Genomic DNA, 18132 nt, shown 5'->3' with positions numbered 1-18132 from the left:
GTCAATTGAGTACATTTAGACCGCAGGCTTCTTTTTCCTTTGTTTCAAAGGCTTTTTATAGTGAGGTAGTTCCACCCCCACTTGCTAATATACTATCAGATTATTTCCAGATTATCAAGGGATATAGCGCTACTTTCTGGGCAGTGCGATCGTCTTAAGCGCCGATCGACGTGCGGTGACTTGTACTGTCTTATTTTTGAGTGAGGTACGACGCTAATTCTGGAATTTCACCGGCGCGCTGCCACTCGGCTTCCCCGCGCCGCACTTTGGTTCGGGCTGTGATTTCCTGAACTTCCCATAATTGCAATTTGGTATAGGGCCCTTTGGCTTCACCGCTGCGAAAGACGTACCATTGAGCAACTTCAGGAGTTGGCTGGGTCGATCGTCTTACTGACTTCATCCGATTCATTCCAGTTGTGGTTTTGAGCTGATTTAGCTCTTGTTCTACCGGATTGGGAGGCGCTGAGTTAGAATTGGGCGATCGCTTTTTCTTAGCTTCCGGCTTACCTCTAGCAATTTCTACTTCGCGCGGCCACCCCCAGAAATGCCACACCGCCACCCACACTAGCGCCACGGCAGATCCTAAAATATCTTCTTGTGTTTCTGACCATTCTTTCGACTCTCCAAACAGCAGAAAACCGATCGCACCGAGTACGATCGCTATGAGGTTTAGGTAAATTAGGTTGGTAGTGTCGTTAGCTGCTAAGTGCCAACTGGTTGTGTGCCGAACAAAAGATTGGCTGGTTGCTGTTTTGTTGTGTTTCCAGGCTTTTCGGGATTGAAGGCGACTGTAACCAGGAGAGTCAGCGGGCCACCAAGTCGCGGCCCAATTAACTAGATGCGCTGACCAATACTGCAAAGCTGCATATCCCACTATCCCGCTTAGCAGTACGCAAATAACTAACAGAAAGGTTGTCAGCGGCAGTAGCTGTATTGGCACGATTTCTGCCGTCGCAACAGTTAGCAGAAAAAACGGAGTACCAGTTAATACTGGAACTAAAAAAAGTTCAAGTATCTTTAGAAGGTATGCATAGAAAATCCCTAAGAATTTAAGAATAATTTTAAGCAGTTTTGCAAAGCGGAAGTGATACAGGTAAGCAGAGGCGATCGCACTTCCTAGAATTACAGCAACGAGGGCGCCCGAAAAGCTTCTGATCGGCAGCATAAAAAAGGCAGTCGGCGGAATTCCCATCAAAATCGCAGCAGGTAGCGTCAGAAATGCGATAATACCTTCCCTCCAGTGGTGCCAAGCTGATACAGTCGGCGGTTGCTGATTGTGTCGGCGAATTTCCACCCACTCTGCAAGCTTGGTTAACCCCCAGTGATAGAAAGCAAATAACCAGATTTGGCAAAACCAAGCAAGTATGATCGGGAATTCCCAGTCAGAGTTCCTGATGGTGTACCAGTACGTCCTGCTAAATCCGTAGGAATAGTAGTAAGCATTGGGCCACAGTAAAGAAACAATCAGCCAAAAGCTAATGCTTAAGGCAAACCCTCTGGCGCACGATCTAGGATCGGGGAGGAATTTCGGCCAATTATTCATGGTTGGGATAATTTGACGGGATATCAATATTGTCCCATTGCGCCGATCGTTCTGGGCTGTGCGATCTTAAGCGCCGATCGCTTGAGACCGATCGCCCGATCTGGGACTATTTAAATTAAGTTGCTGCAATTTACCAACTTTAGAATAAAGATAACTGTGCTTCTCTGAGTTCCTTGTCCATCAAAAAATCATCTATTCTACTAGCGACAATCTGACAGTAATCAGCCCTAATTTCAAATCCAATAACTTGTCGCTGCAAACCCCGATCCACAATTGCTGTAGTCTCGGAACCCATAAACGGATCTAAAACAATGTCGTTTAAATTCGATGCCGACTTGATGATGCGATCGACAACAGCAACAGGAAATTTAGCGGGGTGAGGCGTACGTTCTTTTGAAGCTCGGTTTTTCCCCGACGTAACTTTTGGGAACTGCCAAACATCCGTCGGATTTTTGCCTTTTAAGTTTACTTTAATCTTGCCGTTCTTTTTCTGATTCGGATATTTCACATTTGGGTCGCGCACTTCATCCAAATTAAATGTATACTTGTCTTGATTTTTCACATACCAGAGAAACTTTTCATTGCGGGGTGAAAAGAACTTGCAGCCCGCAACTCCCGCGCCTTAGTTCCAGACAACTTTTTGAATCAGATAAATTAGGCAATTAGGAGCTTGGAAGTACGGTTTACCTAAAATATTCGCGATCTCAGTCAAGCTCATGAAATATTGGGGAGAGATTTTGTTGACAAGATGCAATAATTATAGTAAGTGACTTGAGAAATATTGTCAAACTCATCTGGATTGGCCGATCGCCCTGCCGGATACAAAAGGTTACAATCACAAATAGATTCTATTTCCATAACATTACTGTTTATAGATTGAACTGCTCAGTGACAAATAACAACACCTCAACTCAATCCTTTCAATTTGACTCAATTGACAGCGCCCTCGTAGACCTCAAAGCAGGTCGCCCCCTGGTAGTAGTCGATGACGAAAATCGCGAAAACGAAGGCGATGTGATATGTGCCGCCCAATTCGCCACCCCCGACAACATCAATTTTATGGCCGTGAACGCGCGGGGTTTGATTTGTCTGGCATTGAGCGGCGAAAGGCTCGATCGCCTGGAACTGCCCCTCATGGTCAGCAAAAACACTGACAACAACCAAACTGCCTTCACCGTCAGCATCGATGCAGTCAACGGCGTCAGTACCGGTATCTCCGCCGAAGACCGGGCACGCACCATCCAAGTCGCCATCCACCCGGACACCAAACCTCAAGACTTGCGCCGTCCCGGTCACATTTTCCCCCTGCGGGCGATCGACGGTGGCGTCCTCAAACGCGCCGGTCACACCGAGGCCTCGGTTGACCTCGCCAGACTCGCTGGCTTGTATCCCAGCGGCGTCATCTGCGAAATTCAAAACCCCGACGGTTCGATGGCGAGATTGCCCGAATTAATCGAGTACGCCAAAACCCACAACCTTAAAATAATCAGTATTGCTGACTTAATTAGCTACCGACTCAAGCACGATCGATTCGTCCGCCGCGAAACCGTCGCCAAATTGCCCACTCAATTCGGCGAGTTTATGATTTACGCCTACCGCGACACCCAAGACAACTCAGAACACGTTGCTATTGTCAAGGGCGACCCGGCAGAATTTAAAGACAAACCCGTGATGGTGCGGGTGCATTCCGAATGCCTGACCGGCGATGCTTTGGGTTCCCTGCGCTGCGACTGCCGGATGCAACTGCAAGCGGCACTGAAAATGATCGAAAATGTCGGTTCTGGCGTCATAGTTTACTTGCGCCAAGAAGGTAGGGGCATTGGATTGGTAAATAAACTAAAAGCTTACTCGCTGCAAGATTTGGGATTCGATACAGTCGAAGCCAACGAACGGTTAGGATTTCCCGCCGACTTGCGGAACTACGGCGTCGGAGCACAAATGCTCAACGATTTGGGAGTTCAAAAAATTCGCTTGATTACCAACAACCCGCGCAAAATTGCAGGGTTGAAAGGTTACGGGATTGAAGTAGCCGATCGCGTCCCCTTACTAATTGAAGCCACAGATTACAACTCGATCTATCTGGCAACAAAAGCCGAAAAACTCGGTCATATGCTACTGCAAACTTATTTAGTAACAGTGGCGATTCAGTGGAACGAAAAAGCAGAAGGAAAAGAGGAAGATTCTGCCATTCAAAATCGGTACGAACACCTCGAAAAACTGCGGCATTTGGCGGCTAACCAGCACTTGCTGCTGCAAGAAGAAGCGCGGCCGGTGGGCATAGCCCTGTTCGGAGAAGGCTCTCTCATCGTTCACCTGGGCTTCGATCAAGCCGGACTCGCAGCCCCCGACTGGTACTCGGAGGTAAACCATCCTTACGTCAAGGCGATCGGCCAAATTCTGGGTGAAATCAGCAATGAGCCGAATTTGCAAACATTAGAATTCATGGTTTCCTCCGGTGCAGATCCGCTCAAAACCCTGCAAGTCCAGCTCGATCGCGAGACATTCGTTTTGCCGGAATTAACCGGAATTTGCGATCGGCTCGAACCTCAAAAAATCTACAGTTTTGCTCCTCTTCCCTGAAGGCAGAAGGTAGAAGCCAACCCCCCCCTACCCAGGGCAGTTTCATTCTCTTGTAGGGGCAATCCCCCTGTGGTTGCCCCGATATCTGAAACCCCGACCCGCTCGTCTATGGTGGGGCGGGCACTCTTGGCACCGCCCCTACAAAAGCCTGATTTTCCGTAGGGGCAATCCGACCCCTACTCCCCGTGGTTGCCCCGAAACAGCCTTGCCCCTACCCCAGCAGGGGGGAAGGCTGAAGCCAAGAAAAACTGTCAATTTCAGAACAATACTTGTTGATATCAGCATCTTCCTTTCGTCAGAAAGCAGCCACCAATAAAAACAGTGAATAACAATGTTGATTGCCGTCTAATATTATGTCCGGTCGATTACCAGAAATCAGGTAGGGGCGGGTAAACCTGCCAATATCGGCCCATAATTGACCATCTCAAAAACCCGCCCGGCCGAGATATTATGGTCAATGTTGATTGCCGTCTAATATTATGTCCGGTCGATTACCAGAAATCAGGTAGGGGCGGGTAAACCTGCCAATATCGGCCCATAATTGACCATCTCAAAAACCCGCCCGACCGAGATATTATGGTCAAGCGATCGGACATGATATAACAAGTCGATGCAGCGAGCACTTGAGAGAGCATCGTCGATGGAAATTTATATTATTAAGCAGTATTAATAATTAATAAATTATTCAACTTAACTTTTAGTTAATGTTACATTTTTCAGACATTAATGGTGTACTTATTCCTGACAGAAGACATGAAACATCGAGCTTGCCAACAGACAGAATGAAATTCAATTCAGATTGCCTTAATCACTTTGAGAATGTCCTTCGTTCCTATCTATCATGCGCGAGTAGTAATTTCATCATCCGGGCGTGAAATATTCCCCTTCGAGGTAATACCTCCATTATTTTCACCAGATATCGCTATCCGTATTATCGGATTCACCCCTTTTCTCAACCCCAAAAATATTCACCAACACAAATATTTACGACACCAGGAAGTTCTTGAGTATCTTCGAGAAAACCAAGCACAAAACTCACCTTGGGTAGCCATTGACAATATTCCAGAACACTATCCGCCAGATGCACCAGTTGTGGCTATTGATGATTACAATGGTTTTGACCAGAACTCAGCAAAGGTACTTTCAGAATATCTAACTTAATTTCAAAGGTTAGGAAAAAAGTATCGGAATAGAGAGGGTGAATTTGACATGGAAATGAACGTTGGTGACTTTTTGCACCGACTCGATCTCAGGGGACAAGCACTTAAAGGCACCAACCTTGGCGGTGCGGAACTCCGGGGAGCCAACCTCCGAGGCACGGATCTCCGAGAAACTAACCTCAGCGGCGCTATGCTCAGGTATGCAGACCTGATTGAAGCCGATCTCACAGGCGCTAATCTCAGCGGGGCGGATTTATCTGAATCATTTCTTAATTTAGCTAACCTCACTAGAGCTGATTTGACTGGTGCTGTCCTCCGAGAAGCTAATCTCGTAGGAGCCGAATTCACGGGCGCCAACCTCAAACAAGCAAGTTTGATCAAGGCTAATTTAGTAGGAGCAAATCTCCACGAAGCCAACTTAACCAGAGCCAACCTCAGTGGGGCGGATTTACGCGGTTCTCAGTTGAGCGGCGCCATTTTAGACAAGGCCGTATACAACAACCGGACTATCTTTCCCGATGATATTGATCCGGGTGCAATGGGAGCATTTTTGCTAGCTCCCAATGCTTCGCTCCCTGGCTTAAATCTGGCTATGGTAGATTTGACCGAAGCGGATTTAAAAGGAGCCGATTTGCGGCGGACAAACTTATACAAAGCTATTTTATTTGGTGCAAAACTCGATCGGGCAAACTTAGCAGGAGCCAACCTCAGCGGAGCGGACTTGAGGGAAGCTAGTTTGAGCGGCACGATTTTGGAGAAAGCTGTTTACAGCAACCAGACTTTGTTTTCAGAAGGTATCGACCCCAGTCTGGGCGGAGCTTATTTAATTGCTCCCAATGTATCGCTGCAAGGGGTAAATTTAACCGGAGCCGACTTAAACGGGTCAGATTTAAGCGGAGCTAATTTGAGCGCTTCTAACTTAACTTCGGTCAATCTCAAAAATGTAGACCTCAGCAGAGCTAGCTTAAAAAAAGCTTACCTCAAAGGTGCAAACTTGGAGGGAACTGATTTAAGAGGAGCCGATTTAAGCGGCGCAATTTTACACCAAGTAAACTTGAGTTCTGCTGACCTCCGGGGTGTAGACTTAACAAGGGCTGACCTCAGTGGCGCTAATTTAAGGGATGCCGATTTGAGGGAGACAGATTTCACCGGAGCTACTTTGCTGTTCGCGAACTTGAGCGGGGCAGACTTAAGAGGTGTAGATTTGACAAAAGCTGACCTCAGTGGCGCTAAGTTAAACGAAGCCGATCTCCGAAAAGCAGATTTGATGAGAGTAAATTTGGAGGGAGCAGATTTAACTGAGGCCGACTTGAGCGATGCTCATTTATTCCGAGTTAATCTCAGAGGTGCTAACCTGAAAGGTACTAACCTCAAAGGCGCAAGTTTAAAAGGGGTATTTTTGACCGACGCTTATTTGAGCGAAACGGATTTGACAGATCTAGATCTGAGTCCGAGTTTTTTTGAATTGCCACTAGAATCGGAATGGTAATTAGTTGACTGTTAACAATCAAAAATCTACAATCAAAACTCGCCCCGCGAAAATTGCTCGATTATTAACAATCGAAAATCTAAAATCTAAAATCTAAAATGGATCGACCGTTAGGCTCTGTTATTCAAGGTTCCCTGAGCAAGGGATTAGAAGTGCGACTGCACGCCGATGTTTCGGTGGAAGATATGAGGGTGGGGAAATTTCTAGTTGTGCGGGGGGTGCGATCGCACTTTTTCTGTATGCTCACCGACGTATCTCTGGGAACTTCTAGCGCCCGCATTTTATCGAATCCTCCCAATCCCGACGACGATTTTCTGCTCGCAGTGCTAGCAGGTAGCAGCACCTACGGTACGATCGAACTGTCGCCGATGTTGATGTTGACTGCTGAGAGAGAAAAACAGCAGGCAATTTTCGACCCGACGAAAAACGGCCCAGTTCGCGAGAATAAGCTGGCGTTAGGAAATTTGGCTTCTTTTGAGTCACAAACGGGCGCGGATATTGAGTTGCTGCCGGTCAAAACTATTCCCAGCCACTTTTCGCAGGTGTTTGATGCCAAAGAAAGTGATTTTCGGGCAGTTTTTGGCTGGGAAGATGACCCGTATCGCCGCAATTTTGCGATCGGCAAACCGATTGACATGGACGTTGCTGTGTGCTTGGATTTAGATCGATTTGTGGAACGCAGCAACGGCGTTTTTGGGAAGTCGGGAACGGGAAAATCTTTTCTGACGCGCTTGCTATTGTCGGGAATTATTCGCAAGCAAGCTGCTGTTAATTTAATTTTTGATATGCACTCGGAGTACGGGTGGGAAGCTGTTTCGGAAGGGAAACAGTTCAGCACTGTTAAAGGTTTGCGGCAGTTATTTCCCGATAAAATGCAGATTTATACCCTCGATCCAGAATCGACAAAACGCCGGGGAGTCCGCGACGCTCAAGAGTTGTTTTTGAGTTTCGATCAAATTGAAGTGGAAGATATCTCCCTCGTACAGAGAGAGTTGAATTTGTCGGAAGCTAGTATCGAAAATGCGATCATTTTGCGAAACGAGTTGGGTAGCGGTTGGATCAACAAGTTGCTGGAAATGAGCAATGAAGATATTTCAAGGTTTTGCGAAGAAAAGCGGGGAAATAAGTCTTCGATTATGGCTTTGCAGCGGAAATTAGAGCGTTTAAACGATTTGAAATACATTCGGAAACGCTGTCCCAAAAATTATGTAACTGAAGTTTTGCAGTGTTTAGATGGTGGGAAGAATGTAGTAATTGAGTTCGGTTCGCACTCGGATTTGCTGTCCTATATGTTAGCGGCAAATGTGATTACTCGCCGCATTCACGAAGCTTATGTACGCAAAGCTGAGAAGTTTTTGCAGAGTAAAAATCCGTGCGATCGCCCGCAGCCCTTGGTGATTACCATTGAGGAAGCTCACCGCTTTCTCGATCCGGCGATCGTGCGATCGACTATTTTCGGTACAATTGCCAGAGAAATGCGAAAATACTTCGTCACCCTGCTGATTGTAGACCAGCGCCCGTCAGGAATCGACGCGGAAGTCATGTCGCAAGTCGGAACACGCATCACAGCCTTGCTAAACGATGATAAAGACATCGATGCTATTTTTACCGGCGTTTCGGGAGGGCAGAGTTTGCGATCGGTTTTGGCAAAACTCGACTCCAAACAGCAAGCATTAGTTTTGGGCCACGCCGTACCGATGCCCGTAGTCGTGCAAACTCGTCCTTACGACGAGCAATTCTACAGAGAAATTGGGGATATTGACTGGCAAGAAATGCCCGATGAACAAGTATTTGCCGAGGCAGAATCTGCTAAAATGGATTTAGGATTTTAGATTGACAACTGCTAGATTCCTTACAGAACTTAGGCAAATGTTACTGTAAATTAGTCTTTGCGAACAATTGGCGATCGCTGGCAATGACAGAAATATCTGATTTTTGCCTCAGTTATAAACTAGAAATTGCGATCGAACGTCCAAAAAATTAGGCCCCAGCTTTGAGTCAGAAGCTTTTCCCCTTTCACCCCCTTACCCCTCATCCCTAACGGCCCAAAATTTGCTTAAGCTTAAACATGATGGAGATGATGGAGCCTAGGGGCACAATGAAAGTCAAACAGGGCAACAGCCAGCCTTTATACACCTTGTCGTTACTCGTAGCAGAATTTGCTTAGCATATTTAAATCAAAATGTCAATAAATATTTTAAACAGTTACTGGCATCTAATACGGCGATCGAGTTCGGTTATCTCGCATCCCACCATCTAGGCAGCGAGAAAATTTCAAGCGATGATGGAACAGAGAGCAAAACAAAGCCCTCGAATAGCATGAGTCTGTTTGCATGAGTATTGTTAAGTTGAGTTGCAGTTAAAACTAACAGGGAATTCAAAACCTTAAGGAAAAATGTAGAATCTTGACCTTAAGACAGAGGTTTTTACTCTTTACGATCCTCAAAATTGGGAATAATATTGAGAAAACTAAACTCTTGCTCCACTTCGCCTTGAACTAGCCGTTAAAGCTAGCGAACTACCGAAAATCGACGGCGATTACTGGAAATCAAGCACAAAAGCAATCCCAAACAAAAAGCTTCTACCGATCGTCACCGATAAACAAGAGGGGAAACATCCCCTTTGTCGCAGTCTTTATCCCACTTGCAAAAGTGGGACAGGGTATCACCAACTTTTTATCTGTTGTTACAAGGAGTGCAATACTCACCCATGTCCACCACAACCCCCAAAAACAAAACAGTGAAAGCCGATCGCATGGGCAGCCGGCCATACTCCTCAACGGATACGGTTCGTACCTATCTGCACGAGATCGGTCGCGTACCCCTGCTAACCCGAGAAGAAGAAATTGTTTTCGGGAAGCAGGTGCAGCAAATGATGAAATTAATCGAAGCAAAACAAGCACTTGCTAAAGAATGGCAGCGGGATCTGACAGATCAAGAGTGGGCCGCCGAAATGGAGTTGACCGAACCTGAACTTAGCCGCATCTTACACATAGGGCGGCGGGCCAAGCAAAAGATGATTGAAGCGAATTTGCGGCTAGTAGTGGCGATCGCCAAAAAATACCAGAAACGCAATATGGAATTCTTGGATTTAATTCAAGAAGGCACCCTTGGTTTAGAACGAGGAGTCGAAAAATTTGACCCGATGCGGGGATACAAATTTTCCACATACGCCTACTGGTGGATTCGGCAAGCAATTACTCGCGCGATCGCCCAACACGCCCGCACAATTCGATTGCCAATTCACATCACCGAAAAACTCAACAAAATCAAAAAAGTGCAGCGGGAACTCACCCAGCAGTTGGGCCGGTCTCCCTCCCCTGGGGAAATTGCCGCGGCCTTGGAACTGCACCCTTCCCAAATTCGGGAATATCTGCTGATGGCAAGACATCCAGTTTCTTTGGACTTGCGGGTAGGAGACAACCAAGATACCGAACTGCAAGAACTCTTAGAAGACGAAACTGCATCTCCAGACAACTACATTACCTCGGAATTGCTGCGGCAAGACCTCGATACTTTGATATCAGAACTTACCCCCCAGCAGCGAGATGTAATAATTCTGCGCTTCGGTTTGGAAGACGGCACTGAAATGTCACTGGCGAAAGTCGGAGAACGGTTAAATCTCAGCCGGGAACGGGTGAGGCAGCTAGAACATCAAGCCCTTGCCCACCTGCGCCGCCGCCAATCTCAAGTCCGAGAATACTTGGCTAGTTAGTCACTAAAAAAGTTGAGATTTCTCAAAATCTCAACTTTTTTTTTCGTGTTGGCCCTGCTGGGAAGGATAATTTTATACCAGTTAAAAAAGAATGGACTGTAGGCCGGTGCTCCAAACCCTTATGGAATAGGTCACGCCAAATTATTCAATTCTTTAATATAAAATCTCAAATCTAAAATGGTATCATTTGACAATTCCCGCATCCAGGATACCCGCCACGTGATTCATCCGTCCAGAAATAAAAAACCTGTATCCGAGAAACTTGCCGAACGTATTTATCTCGCGCAAGTCAATGGTTCAATTCTAAAATCTAAAATCTAAAATCTAAAATCGCGCAATCGATTGACGGGTCGATCGCCCGATCGGGGCGGAGGCAAAATTTGTCCAAACTAATCTTAGATTTAAGTTCAGGAACCGGGCGGGCGATCGTTCATTCAAGTTAATAGCCAACATTAAGCCAAGTACCCGGTTTCTCTACAATCTTGGTGAAACTGGTACAAGAGGCGCTTGGAACCAGTTATTTTAAATTTTGGGGTCTGGAGTGGTTTTGACTTATTTGATATTGACAGGAAGTTTAGAAGCGATCGCGATCGTGCTTGCTCTGTTGCCCGGTAACTTGAGCATCGCATTACCCGCAGGCCGATCGCACAACTCGGAGATCAAATCCGGCGTTTTAAGCTCGCAATCTCCCCCAAACCCTCCCCCAGATACAGCTAGCACAGGTTTAGCAGATGGCATTTACCTCTACGGTCAGTCGAGCAAGCCAGAGGAACTTAAACAAGAATATTTTGTATTTGAAATGCGACAGAGTAAGGTGGTCGGCGCTTTTTACCTACCTCGGTCTGCTTTTTACTGTTTTTACGGCACGGGCGATCGAACTCAGTTAAATTTAACAGTAGTGGACACTTACGACGGCAGTCGCTCTCCCTACTCGGTAAATCTGGAACAGTATTACCCAATTTCTACCATCAGCGAGAACGATCATCGCATCTTGGGTCTTTGCACGGAAGCTCACAAAGAGCAGGTGTGGGAAAAGTAGGAAACACGCGCTGCGCCACCAGTCAATCGATTTTAGATTTTAGATTTTAGATTTTAGATTTGAGATTTGAGATTTTAGAATTGAAGAAAGCAACCTCACTGATAAATCGGGCGCCCCCGAACCAAGTTGCTTTCGGTCAGGGTTCAGGAAACAGTAGTAAAATTGCTCTTGATTTGAGATTTGAGATTTGAGATTTGAGATTTGAAGAAAGCAACCCCACTGATACATCGGGGGCGCCCGGACCAAATTGCTTTCGGTCAGGCTTCAGGAAACAGTAGTAAAATTGCTCCTGAGTTGAGAATTTCTTCGGACGGACACCACACACATGGCAAAATGAAACTGCGTCGGAAAACACTATCGATAATTGGCATTACCATCGCTGGATTGACTGGGATTCTGTATGTCGCCTCCTCAAGTATCCTCTTGGGCAGCCTGATCAAAGCAGAGGAACAAGAAGCCACACAGGTTGTCAAGGGAGTGCTCAGCGTGTTCGGGCAAACTGCCGACGACTTCAACTCGCGCTTTGCCGACTGGTCTGCGTGGGACGACACCTACGATTTTATCCAAAACCGCAACTCAGAATTCATTGACTCCAATTTAATTCCAGAAGGGCTGGCTAATATAAGAGTTAATATAGCCGTATTTGTCAATACTTCTGGCAAAATAGTTTACGGTACAGGTTTAGACAGCGAAAAGCTGAAATTAACTCCTGTTCCAGAAGCATTAAAACAGCGTATTTCTCTAAGCGACCCGCTGTTGCAGCACCCCAACGCCAAAAGCAGCCTCGCTGGTATCATGCTGCTACCGTCAGGGCCAATACTGATTACTTCTCGGCCTATTCTCACGACTAAAAGCACCGGCCCGATCCGAGGTACGCTGATCTTCGGGCGCAATTTGGATGCTGCAGGCATTGCGAAGGTTTCTAAAATTACTCGCTTGCCGCTAATCGTACACAGCGTGAATGAGGCTAGGTTGCCTGCAGACTTTGAGCAAGTGCGGGAGAAACTGTCGGAAAAAAAACCGATTTTGGTGCGTCCTTTAAGCGAAGATTCGATCGCAGGTTACGCCCTGATCCGCGATATTTACAACCAACCTGCGCTGCTATTGCGGGTGGATATTCCCAGAGAAATATATCGGCAAGGTCAAATTAGTTTGCTGTACCTGCTGGTGTCTGTAGCGTTAGTGGGAATTGGGTTGATCGGCTGCACTCTGCTACTGCTAGAGCGTCTGGTGCTGTCTCGGTTGAGCGGTTTAGCGAAAGCAGTCAACCGCGTCAGCAGCAGTCAAGACCTCTCGGTGCGACTACCGGTGACGGGGGAAGACGAGTTGTCCGACCTTGCCCATACTATCAACGGAATGTTGAGTGCGATCGCGATCGCCGACAGCGAACAACTTGAGGAAAAAGCCCGCTACCGAGCCGTAGTCGAGCAAGCTACAGATTGTATATTCCTGTGGGACGCTCAAACCAAACGCCTTTTGGAAGCCAATACAGCGTTTAGAGACCTGCTAGATTACAATCTTGATGCGATTTCGCAACTAACTATTTACGATATCATCGCTTACTCTAAAGACCTAATTGACAACAATATCGAGTTACTGCTGACGGACAAACAATTCAGAATTGGCGAAGTTCTCTACCGCCGCCGAGACGGTTCCTGCGTGGATGTAGAAGTGAGCGGGAGCGTGATTTCCTACGGTGGCCGCGAGATTATTTGCACGGTTGTCCGTGACATTACCGAGCGTAAGCAAGCCGAAGCCGAACTACGAGCCTCGGAAGAACGCTACAGACTTTTGTTTAAAAATAACCCCCATCCGATGTGGGTTTACGATTTAGAAACTCAGGAATTTATAGCCGTCAATCAGGCTGCTATCCAACACTACGGCTACACTCGCGACGAATTTCTCAACATGACCGTTGCGGACATTCGTCCCCCCCAATATCTGCCGAAATTGCTAGAAAATATATCCCAAGTAGATGCCGGTATTGAGTTTGCAGGTGTGTGGCAGCACCAGAAAAAAGACGGAACAATTATTGATGTAGAAATTACTTCTTATGCTCTGGTATTTGATAGCAGAAATGCTGAATTAGTGCTGGCTCACGATGTGACCGACCGCTTGCAAGCCGAGGCAGAACTCTACAAGGCAAAGGAAGCAGCAGAAGCAGCTAATTTGGCTAAAAGTCAGTTTTTGGCTAACATGAGCCACGAACTGCGAACTCCTCTGAATGCGATTATCGGTTACAGCGAGATCCTGCAAGAAGAGGCTGTTGATTTAGGCGAAGAAAATTTTGTGTCGGATTTGGAGAGAATTCACAATTCAGGCCAGCTTTTACTTTCCTTAATTAATGATATTCTGGACTTGTCGAAGATTGAAGCTGGTCACGCCGAAATTGAATTAGAAACTTTTGACGTGTCGGAGGCAGTTCAAGATGTAGCCAAAACTGTTGCACCGCTATTTTTGCGAAACACTAATCGCCTGAATGTGGAGTGTCCTAATAATATTGGCAAATTGTATTCCGATCAAATTAAGTTTACTCAAATTTTGTTTAATTTGCTCAGTAATGCAGCTAAGTTTACTCATAAAGGAACAGTTACACTCAGCGTTGAAAGAATTAAAAATGACGAGAATAGTTGGGATTCGGAACAGTTGATTTTTAACTGTACTGATACGGGGATTGGGATTACTCCTGAACAGCTACAAAAGTTATTTCAACCTTTTACGCAAGCGGATGCTTCGACTACCCGCAAGTACGGAGGAACGGGTTTGGGTTTGGCAATAGCGCAGAAATACTCTCAGATGCTGGGGGGAGAAATTACTGTGACTAGCGAGTTTGGCAAGGGGTCAACTTTTACTCTGATGTTGCCAGCATAGCTCGATTTTAGATTTTAGATTTTAGATTTTAGATTTGGTAAAAAGTCCTGACTAGAAACAACATAAATACGGTTTGTAGTCAGGGCTTCATATCATGTCCGATCGAGTTACCGCGATTAAAAGGGCGGGTTTTTGAGATTGTCAATTATTGGCAGATATTTTTCGTGAGGGGATCCCCTACCGTATTGGGGGTAATCGACCGGACATAATATCAGTCCACTCCCAATCAGCTTTTAGCTAATTAGGACTAAACTTTTGAAGACCAACAACATTAATACTCAATACCTGCTTGAGCTTTAATCCCTTGTTCTCGGAATGGATGCTTAACTAAAGTCATTTCTGTCACCAAGTCGGCCCGTTCGATTAGCGCGGGCGGGGCGCCTCTGCCTGTTAAAATAATGTGGGTTTCTTCGGGTTTTTGGTCTAACCCAGAAAGCACTTGCTCTACTTGCAAATAACCTAGTTTTAATGCTATATTAACTTCATCTAGAAGAACTAATTTAAATTCGGGATTGCAGATAAAAGTTAGGGATTTTTCCCAGGCTTTTTGAGCTGTTTCGATATCTCGATCGCGGTCTTGCGTGTCCCAAGTAAAGCCTTCTCCCATTGCGTGAAATTCTAGCTGTTTTTCCCAGAGTTGAAAAACGGCTTTTTCTGCGGGTTCCCAAGCTCCTTTGATAAATTGTACTATGGCGACGCGGTATCCGTGACCGAGCGATCGCACAACCATGCCCAAAGCCGCCGTAGTTTTGCCTTTACCGTTACCCGTATTGACTATAATTAAACCTTTTTCTTTGGAAGAGTTAGCGATTCGCTGTGATTGCACTTCTTGGCGGCGCTGCATTTTCTGTTTGTGTTGTTGGGCTGTTAAGCCAGTGGTTGCAGTAGTTTCTGTATTGGTTTCCATTAATTTTTTTTTAACCGCAGATGAACGCAAATAAACGCTGATAGATGCAGGAGCTCTAGTTATTGCCACAGTGTTTTCAAGTTTAGCACGAAACCGGGCAAAACATCTTCTCCTGAAAGTTCTGTTGGACATTCCAAAACTTCTATTTCTTGTCCTTGGCGATAGATTTCGACTCTCCGGGTTTTGCGGTTGATTAACCAGCCTAATTTGACTTGGTTATTCATGTATTCTTGCATTTTGTCTTGAGTATCTTTGAGGCTGTCTGTCGGCGACATTAACTCTAAGACAAAATCCGGGGCAATGGGAGGGAATTTTTGTTTTTGTTCGGGAGTGAGTGCATCCCATCTTGATTTTTCAATCCAAGAGACATCGGGAGAACGGTTGGCACCGCTTGGCAGTTTGAAGCAAGTTGAAGAATCGAAACAAATTCCCAGTTTAGTTTGTCGGTTCCAAATCACAAAATCCGCATTAATTTCTGAATTGTAATTTCCGGTTTCTCCTCCTGTGGGTGGCATAACGATTATTTCTCCTTCGGCGTTGCGTTCAAATTTGACATCGGGGTTTTCGCGACACAGTTGATAAAATTGGTCGTCGGTTATTTTGGCGATCGAGTTGAAGTTAATGGTAACTGCTATCATGGTATTTTATCAGGATGCGTTGGGACTTTTAAGCCAGATTATGTATATGAATGCGGCTCAATGCCGAGCGATGCAGATGCTGTAAATATTATTAAGGGTTAAGAGGATTTAATGGATATCTTTTTATGCACTTTTGCTCATTATATCACATCCTTATAACTAGCTATTAATAGTTTTATCAAACGCTTTTTGGAGGAAACACTTACAGACATACCAATAATAAAATGCAATGTTGATTTCGCTAAACAGTTTAGGTAGTCCCTCTAGTAAACTGGAGAATATTTTGTTTTTTATATGCAGGGCATCGACGCCGATCGCAAAAAACAACAAGCCTACACCCGCTAACAATATTTGGTAGGGAGTTAACTGTAGTTCTCGCCGAAAAAACCATCCGTAGGAGGACAAAACCACGGCGTATAAAAGACTTACTCCGAGCTTAGGAATTCCCCCTGCTACCATATATATATGAATTCTGTAAATTTCATTTAGTAAAAATCCACCTGTTAACAAAGCCGAAAACAGAATAAATCGATTTTCTGAAGTGCGCGGTTGAATACTTTGAGCTAATTTATAGGTGAAAGTACAAATAATGACGGGTACAGAACATAAAACTTGAAAAGTCCGAGTTAACAAAGCGACATTGGGATGGGGATAAGAATAAGGCGGCAAGAATAAATCGCTGACTTTTAACCCGGAAAGTTGAGTGAAAAATATCAGTATCGCCACCACAAATAAGGATAAACAATTGAGTCTAACAACCAAACGAGAAATAGTCATAAGCAATTAACACCAAAAATTAGGTTTACTGCCCAAATCAAAAAAAATTATATCACCAATATCTCTGGATATTTTGCTAAACTTAATCATGAGTGTTATCAAAACAAGGAGACAGTCATGCTGTCAGTGAAAGAAGCAGAATCGATCGTTCTAAATTTGGTGCAACCCCTCGACAGTCAGCGGGATGTAGAAACTGTAGACTTGCTGGCAGCATCGGGGCGCATTTTGGCTGCTGCCGTCACTGGTTCCCTTGATTTTCCTTATTGGGATAATTCAGCAATGGATGGGTACGCGGTGCGGTTTGCTGATGTGGAAAACTGTAGCGCCGAAAAACCAGTGGTACTCGAAGTAGTTGAAGAGATTCCAGCCGGATATCAGCCTCAAAATACCGTAAAATCGGGGCAAGCGGCGCGAATTTTTACGGGTGGCGTGATGCCTGCGGGTGCTGATACGGTGGTAATGCAGGAAGAAACAAGGCGTGAGGGCGATCGCATTTTTATCTTAGTTTCTCCTGAAAAACCGCAAGCATTTGTTAGGCACAAAGGCGCTTTTTATCAAGCAGGAACAACTTTGCTAACTCCCGGTACAGTTATCAATGCCCCAGAAATGGCAGTGTTAGCAACTGCCCAGTGCATTCAAGTTCCAGTTTATCGGCGGCTGCGGGTGGCAATTTTTTCTACTGGTGACGAATTGGTATCGCCTGACGAACCTTTGGCACCGGGGAAACTGGTAGACTCGAATCAGTATGCTTTGACAGTTTTGTTGGCACAAATGGGATTTGAACCGATTCGATTGGGCATTGTTCCTGATAATGAAGATGCATTAAACAAGGCGATATCCGGGGCTATTGCTAAGGCGGATGTGGTGCTTTCTACGGGGGGCGTCTCGGTAGGAGACTACGATTATGTCGAGAAAATTTTGGCGGATTTGGGAGGAAAAGTTCACATTAGTTCTGTGGCTATTAAGCCGGGGAAACCTTTAACGGTTGCTGAGTTTAAACGAGGTGAAAAAAATTCGGATAGTCTCTATTTTGGTTTGCCGGGAAATCCGGTTTCGGCTTTAGTCTGCTGTTGGCGGTTTGTTGTGCCTGCTTTGAGAAAGATGTCTGGGCTTGGCCCGGATGCTTGGGGGCCGGAGTTTGTCAAAGCTAGGTGTAATGCTGAATTGCGATCGCACGGCAGACGCGAAACTTATGTTTGGGGTAAACTACATTTAGTTGCCGGAGTCTGGGAATTTGAACCTGCTAGCGGCACCCAAAATTCAGCTAATTTAATTAATCTCGCAAATACGAGTGGTTTAGCAGTTTTGCCACCAGGGGACACCTGGATTGTACCGGGCGAATTCGTGGAGGTTTTAAAAGTTAGTCAGTAGTTAGTGGTTATTGGTTATTGGTTATTGGTTCGGTATAAGTTCA

The 18132-nt window shown here is 45.6% G+C and carries 12 protein-coding genes and 1 pseudogene; 8 read left to right on the top strand and 5 right to left on the bottom strand.

Annotated features, from left to right (window positions below; genetic code table 11):
* Positions 1-190 precede the first annotated feature (190 nt).
* Both QUA88_RS00975 and QUA88_RS00970 read right to left on the bottom strand, forming a co-directional pair.
* Positions 191-1543 (bottom strand): DUF4339 domain-containing protein, encoded by a 1353-nt coding sequence (locus QUA88_RS00975; RefSeq protein WP_333269762.1) that lies wholly within the window; start codon positions 1541-1543, stop codon positions 191-193.
* A 139-nt stretch (positions 1544-1682) separates the two neighbouring features.
* A pseudogene (locus tag QUA88_RS00970) lies at positions 1683-2135 on the bottom strand (site-specific DNA-methyltransferase); the annotation flags it as partial.
* Positions 2136-2431: 296 nt separating this feature from the next.
* On the opposite strand from QUA88_RS00970, the gene ribBA reads away from it, so the two are divergent.
* The 7 genes from ribBA (at position 2432) to QUA88_RS00935 (ending at position 14396) form a co-directional block, all read left to right on the top strand.
* Complete coding sequence (gene ribBA, locus QUA88_RS00965; RefSeq protein WP_333208471.1) at positions 2432-4123, top strand: bifunctional 3,4-dihydroxy-2-butanone-4-phosphate synthase/GTP cyclohydrolase II; 1692 nt, start codon at positions 2432-2434, stop codon at positions 4121-4123.
* Positions 4124-4942: 819 nt separating this feature from the next.
* Positions 4943-5284 (top strand): HAD domain-containing protein, encoded by a 342-nt coding sequence (locus QUA88_RS00960; protein WP_333056163.1) that lies wholly within the window; start codon positions 4943-4945, stop codon positions 5282-5284.
* A gap of 48 nt (positions 5285-5332) precedes the next feature.
* A complete protein-coding gene (locus QUA88_RS00955) occupies positions 5333-6772 on the top strand; it encodes a pentapeptide repeat-containing protein (RefSeq protein WP_333056164.1) in 1440 nt (479 codons plus the stop codon).
* Positions 6773-6870: 98 nt separating this feature from the next.
* Entirely contained in the window at positions 6871-8604 is a 1734-nt protein-coding gene (locus QUA88_RS00950; protein WP_333056166.1) for an ATP-binding protein, read from the top strand.
* Positions 8605-9481: 877 nt separating this feature from the next.
* Positions 9482-10486, top strand: coding sequence for an RNA polymerase sigma factor, RpoD/SigA family (locus QUA88_RS00945; protein ID WP_333056169.1), 1005 nt, complete (start codon positions 9482-9484; stop codon positions 10484-10486).
* Positions 10487-11027: 541 nt separating this feature from the next.
* Positions 11028-11525: a hypothetical protein gene (locus QUA88_RS00940; protein ID WP_333056170.1), complete on the top strand. Its 498-nt coding sequence runs from the start codon at positions 11028-11030 to the stop codon at positions 11523-11525.
* A 333-nt stretch (positions 11526-11858) separates the two neighbouring features.
* Complete coding sequence (locus QUA88_RS00935; protein WP_333056171.1) at positions 11859-14396, top strand: CHASE4 domain-containing protein; 2538 nt, start codon at positions 11859-11861, stop codon at positions 14394-14396.
* 271 nt (positions 14397-14667) lie between these two features.
* On the opposite strand, the gene cobO is transcribed toward QUA88_RS00935, so the two are convergent.
* From cobO to QUA88_RS00920, 3 genes are all read right to left on the bottom strand, one after another.
* Complete coding sequence (gene cobO, locus QUA88_RS00930) at positions 14668-15303, bottom strand: cob(I)yrinic acid a,c-diamide adenosyltransferase (RefSeq protein ID WP_333103560.1); 636 nt, start codon at positions 15301-15303, stop codon at positions 14668-14670.
* Between the two features lie 59 nt (positions 15304-15362).
* A complete protein-coding gene (locus QUA88_RS00925; protein ID WP_333261835.1) occupies positions 15363-15941 on the bottom strand; it encodes a Uma2 family endonuclease in 579 nt (192 codons plus the stop codon).
* Positions 15942-16100: 159 nt separating this feature from the next.
* The gene (locus tag QUA88_RS00920; RefSeq protein WP_333269757.1) at positions 16101-16718 is read right to left on the bottom strand and encodes a hypothetical protein; all 618 of its coding nucleotides are present in this window, start codon (positions 16716-16718) and stop codon (positions 16101-16103) included.
* A 117-nt stretch (positions 16719-16835) separates the two neighbouring features.
* On the opposite strand from QUA88_RS00920, the gene QUA88_RS00915 reads away from it, so the two are divergent.
* Complete coding sequence (locus QUA88_RS00915) at positions 16836-18089, top strand: molybdopterin-binding protein (protein WP_333261829.1); 1254 nt, start codon at positions 16836-16838, stop codon at positions 18087-18089.
* Positions 18090-18132 lie beyond the last annotated feature (43 nt).

The sequence above is a fragment of the Microcoleus sp. D3_18_C2 genome (genome assembly GCF_036702395.1).
Taxonomy (GTDB): Bacteria; Cyanobacteriota; Cyanobacteriia; order Cyanobacteriales; family Microcoleaceae; genus Microcoleus.
Note: the sequence above shows the minus strand (reverse complement) of the source record. Positions and strands in the feature narration are given on the sequence as shown.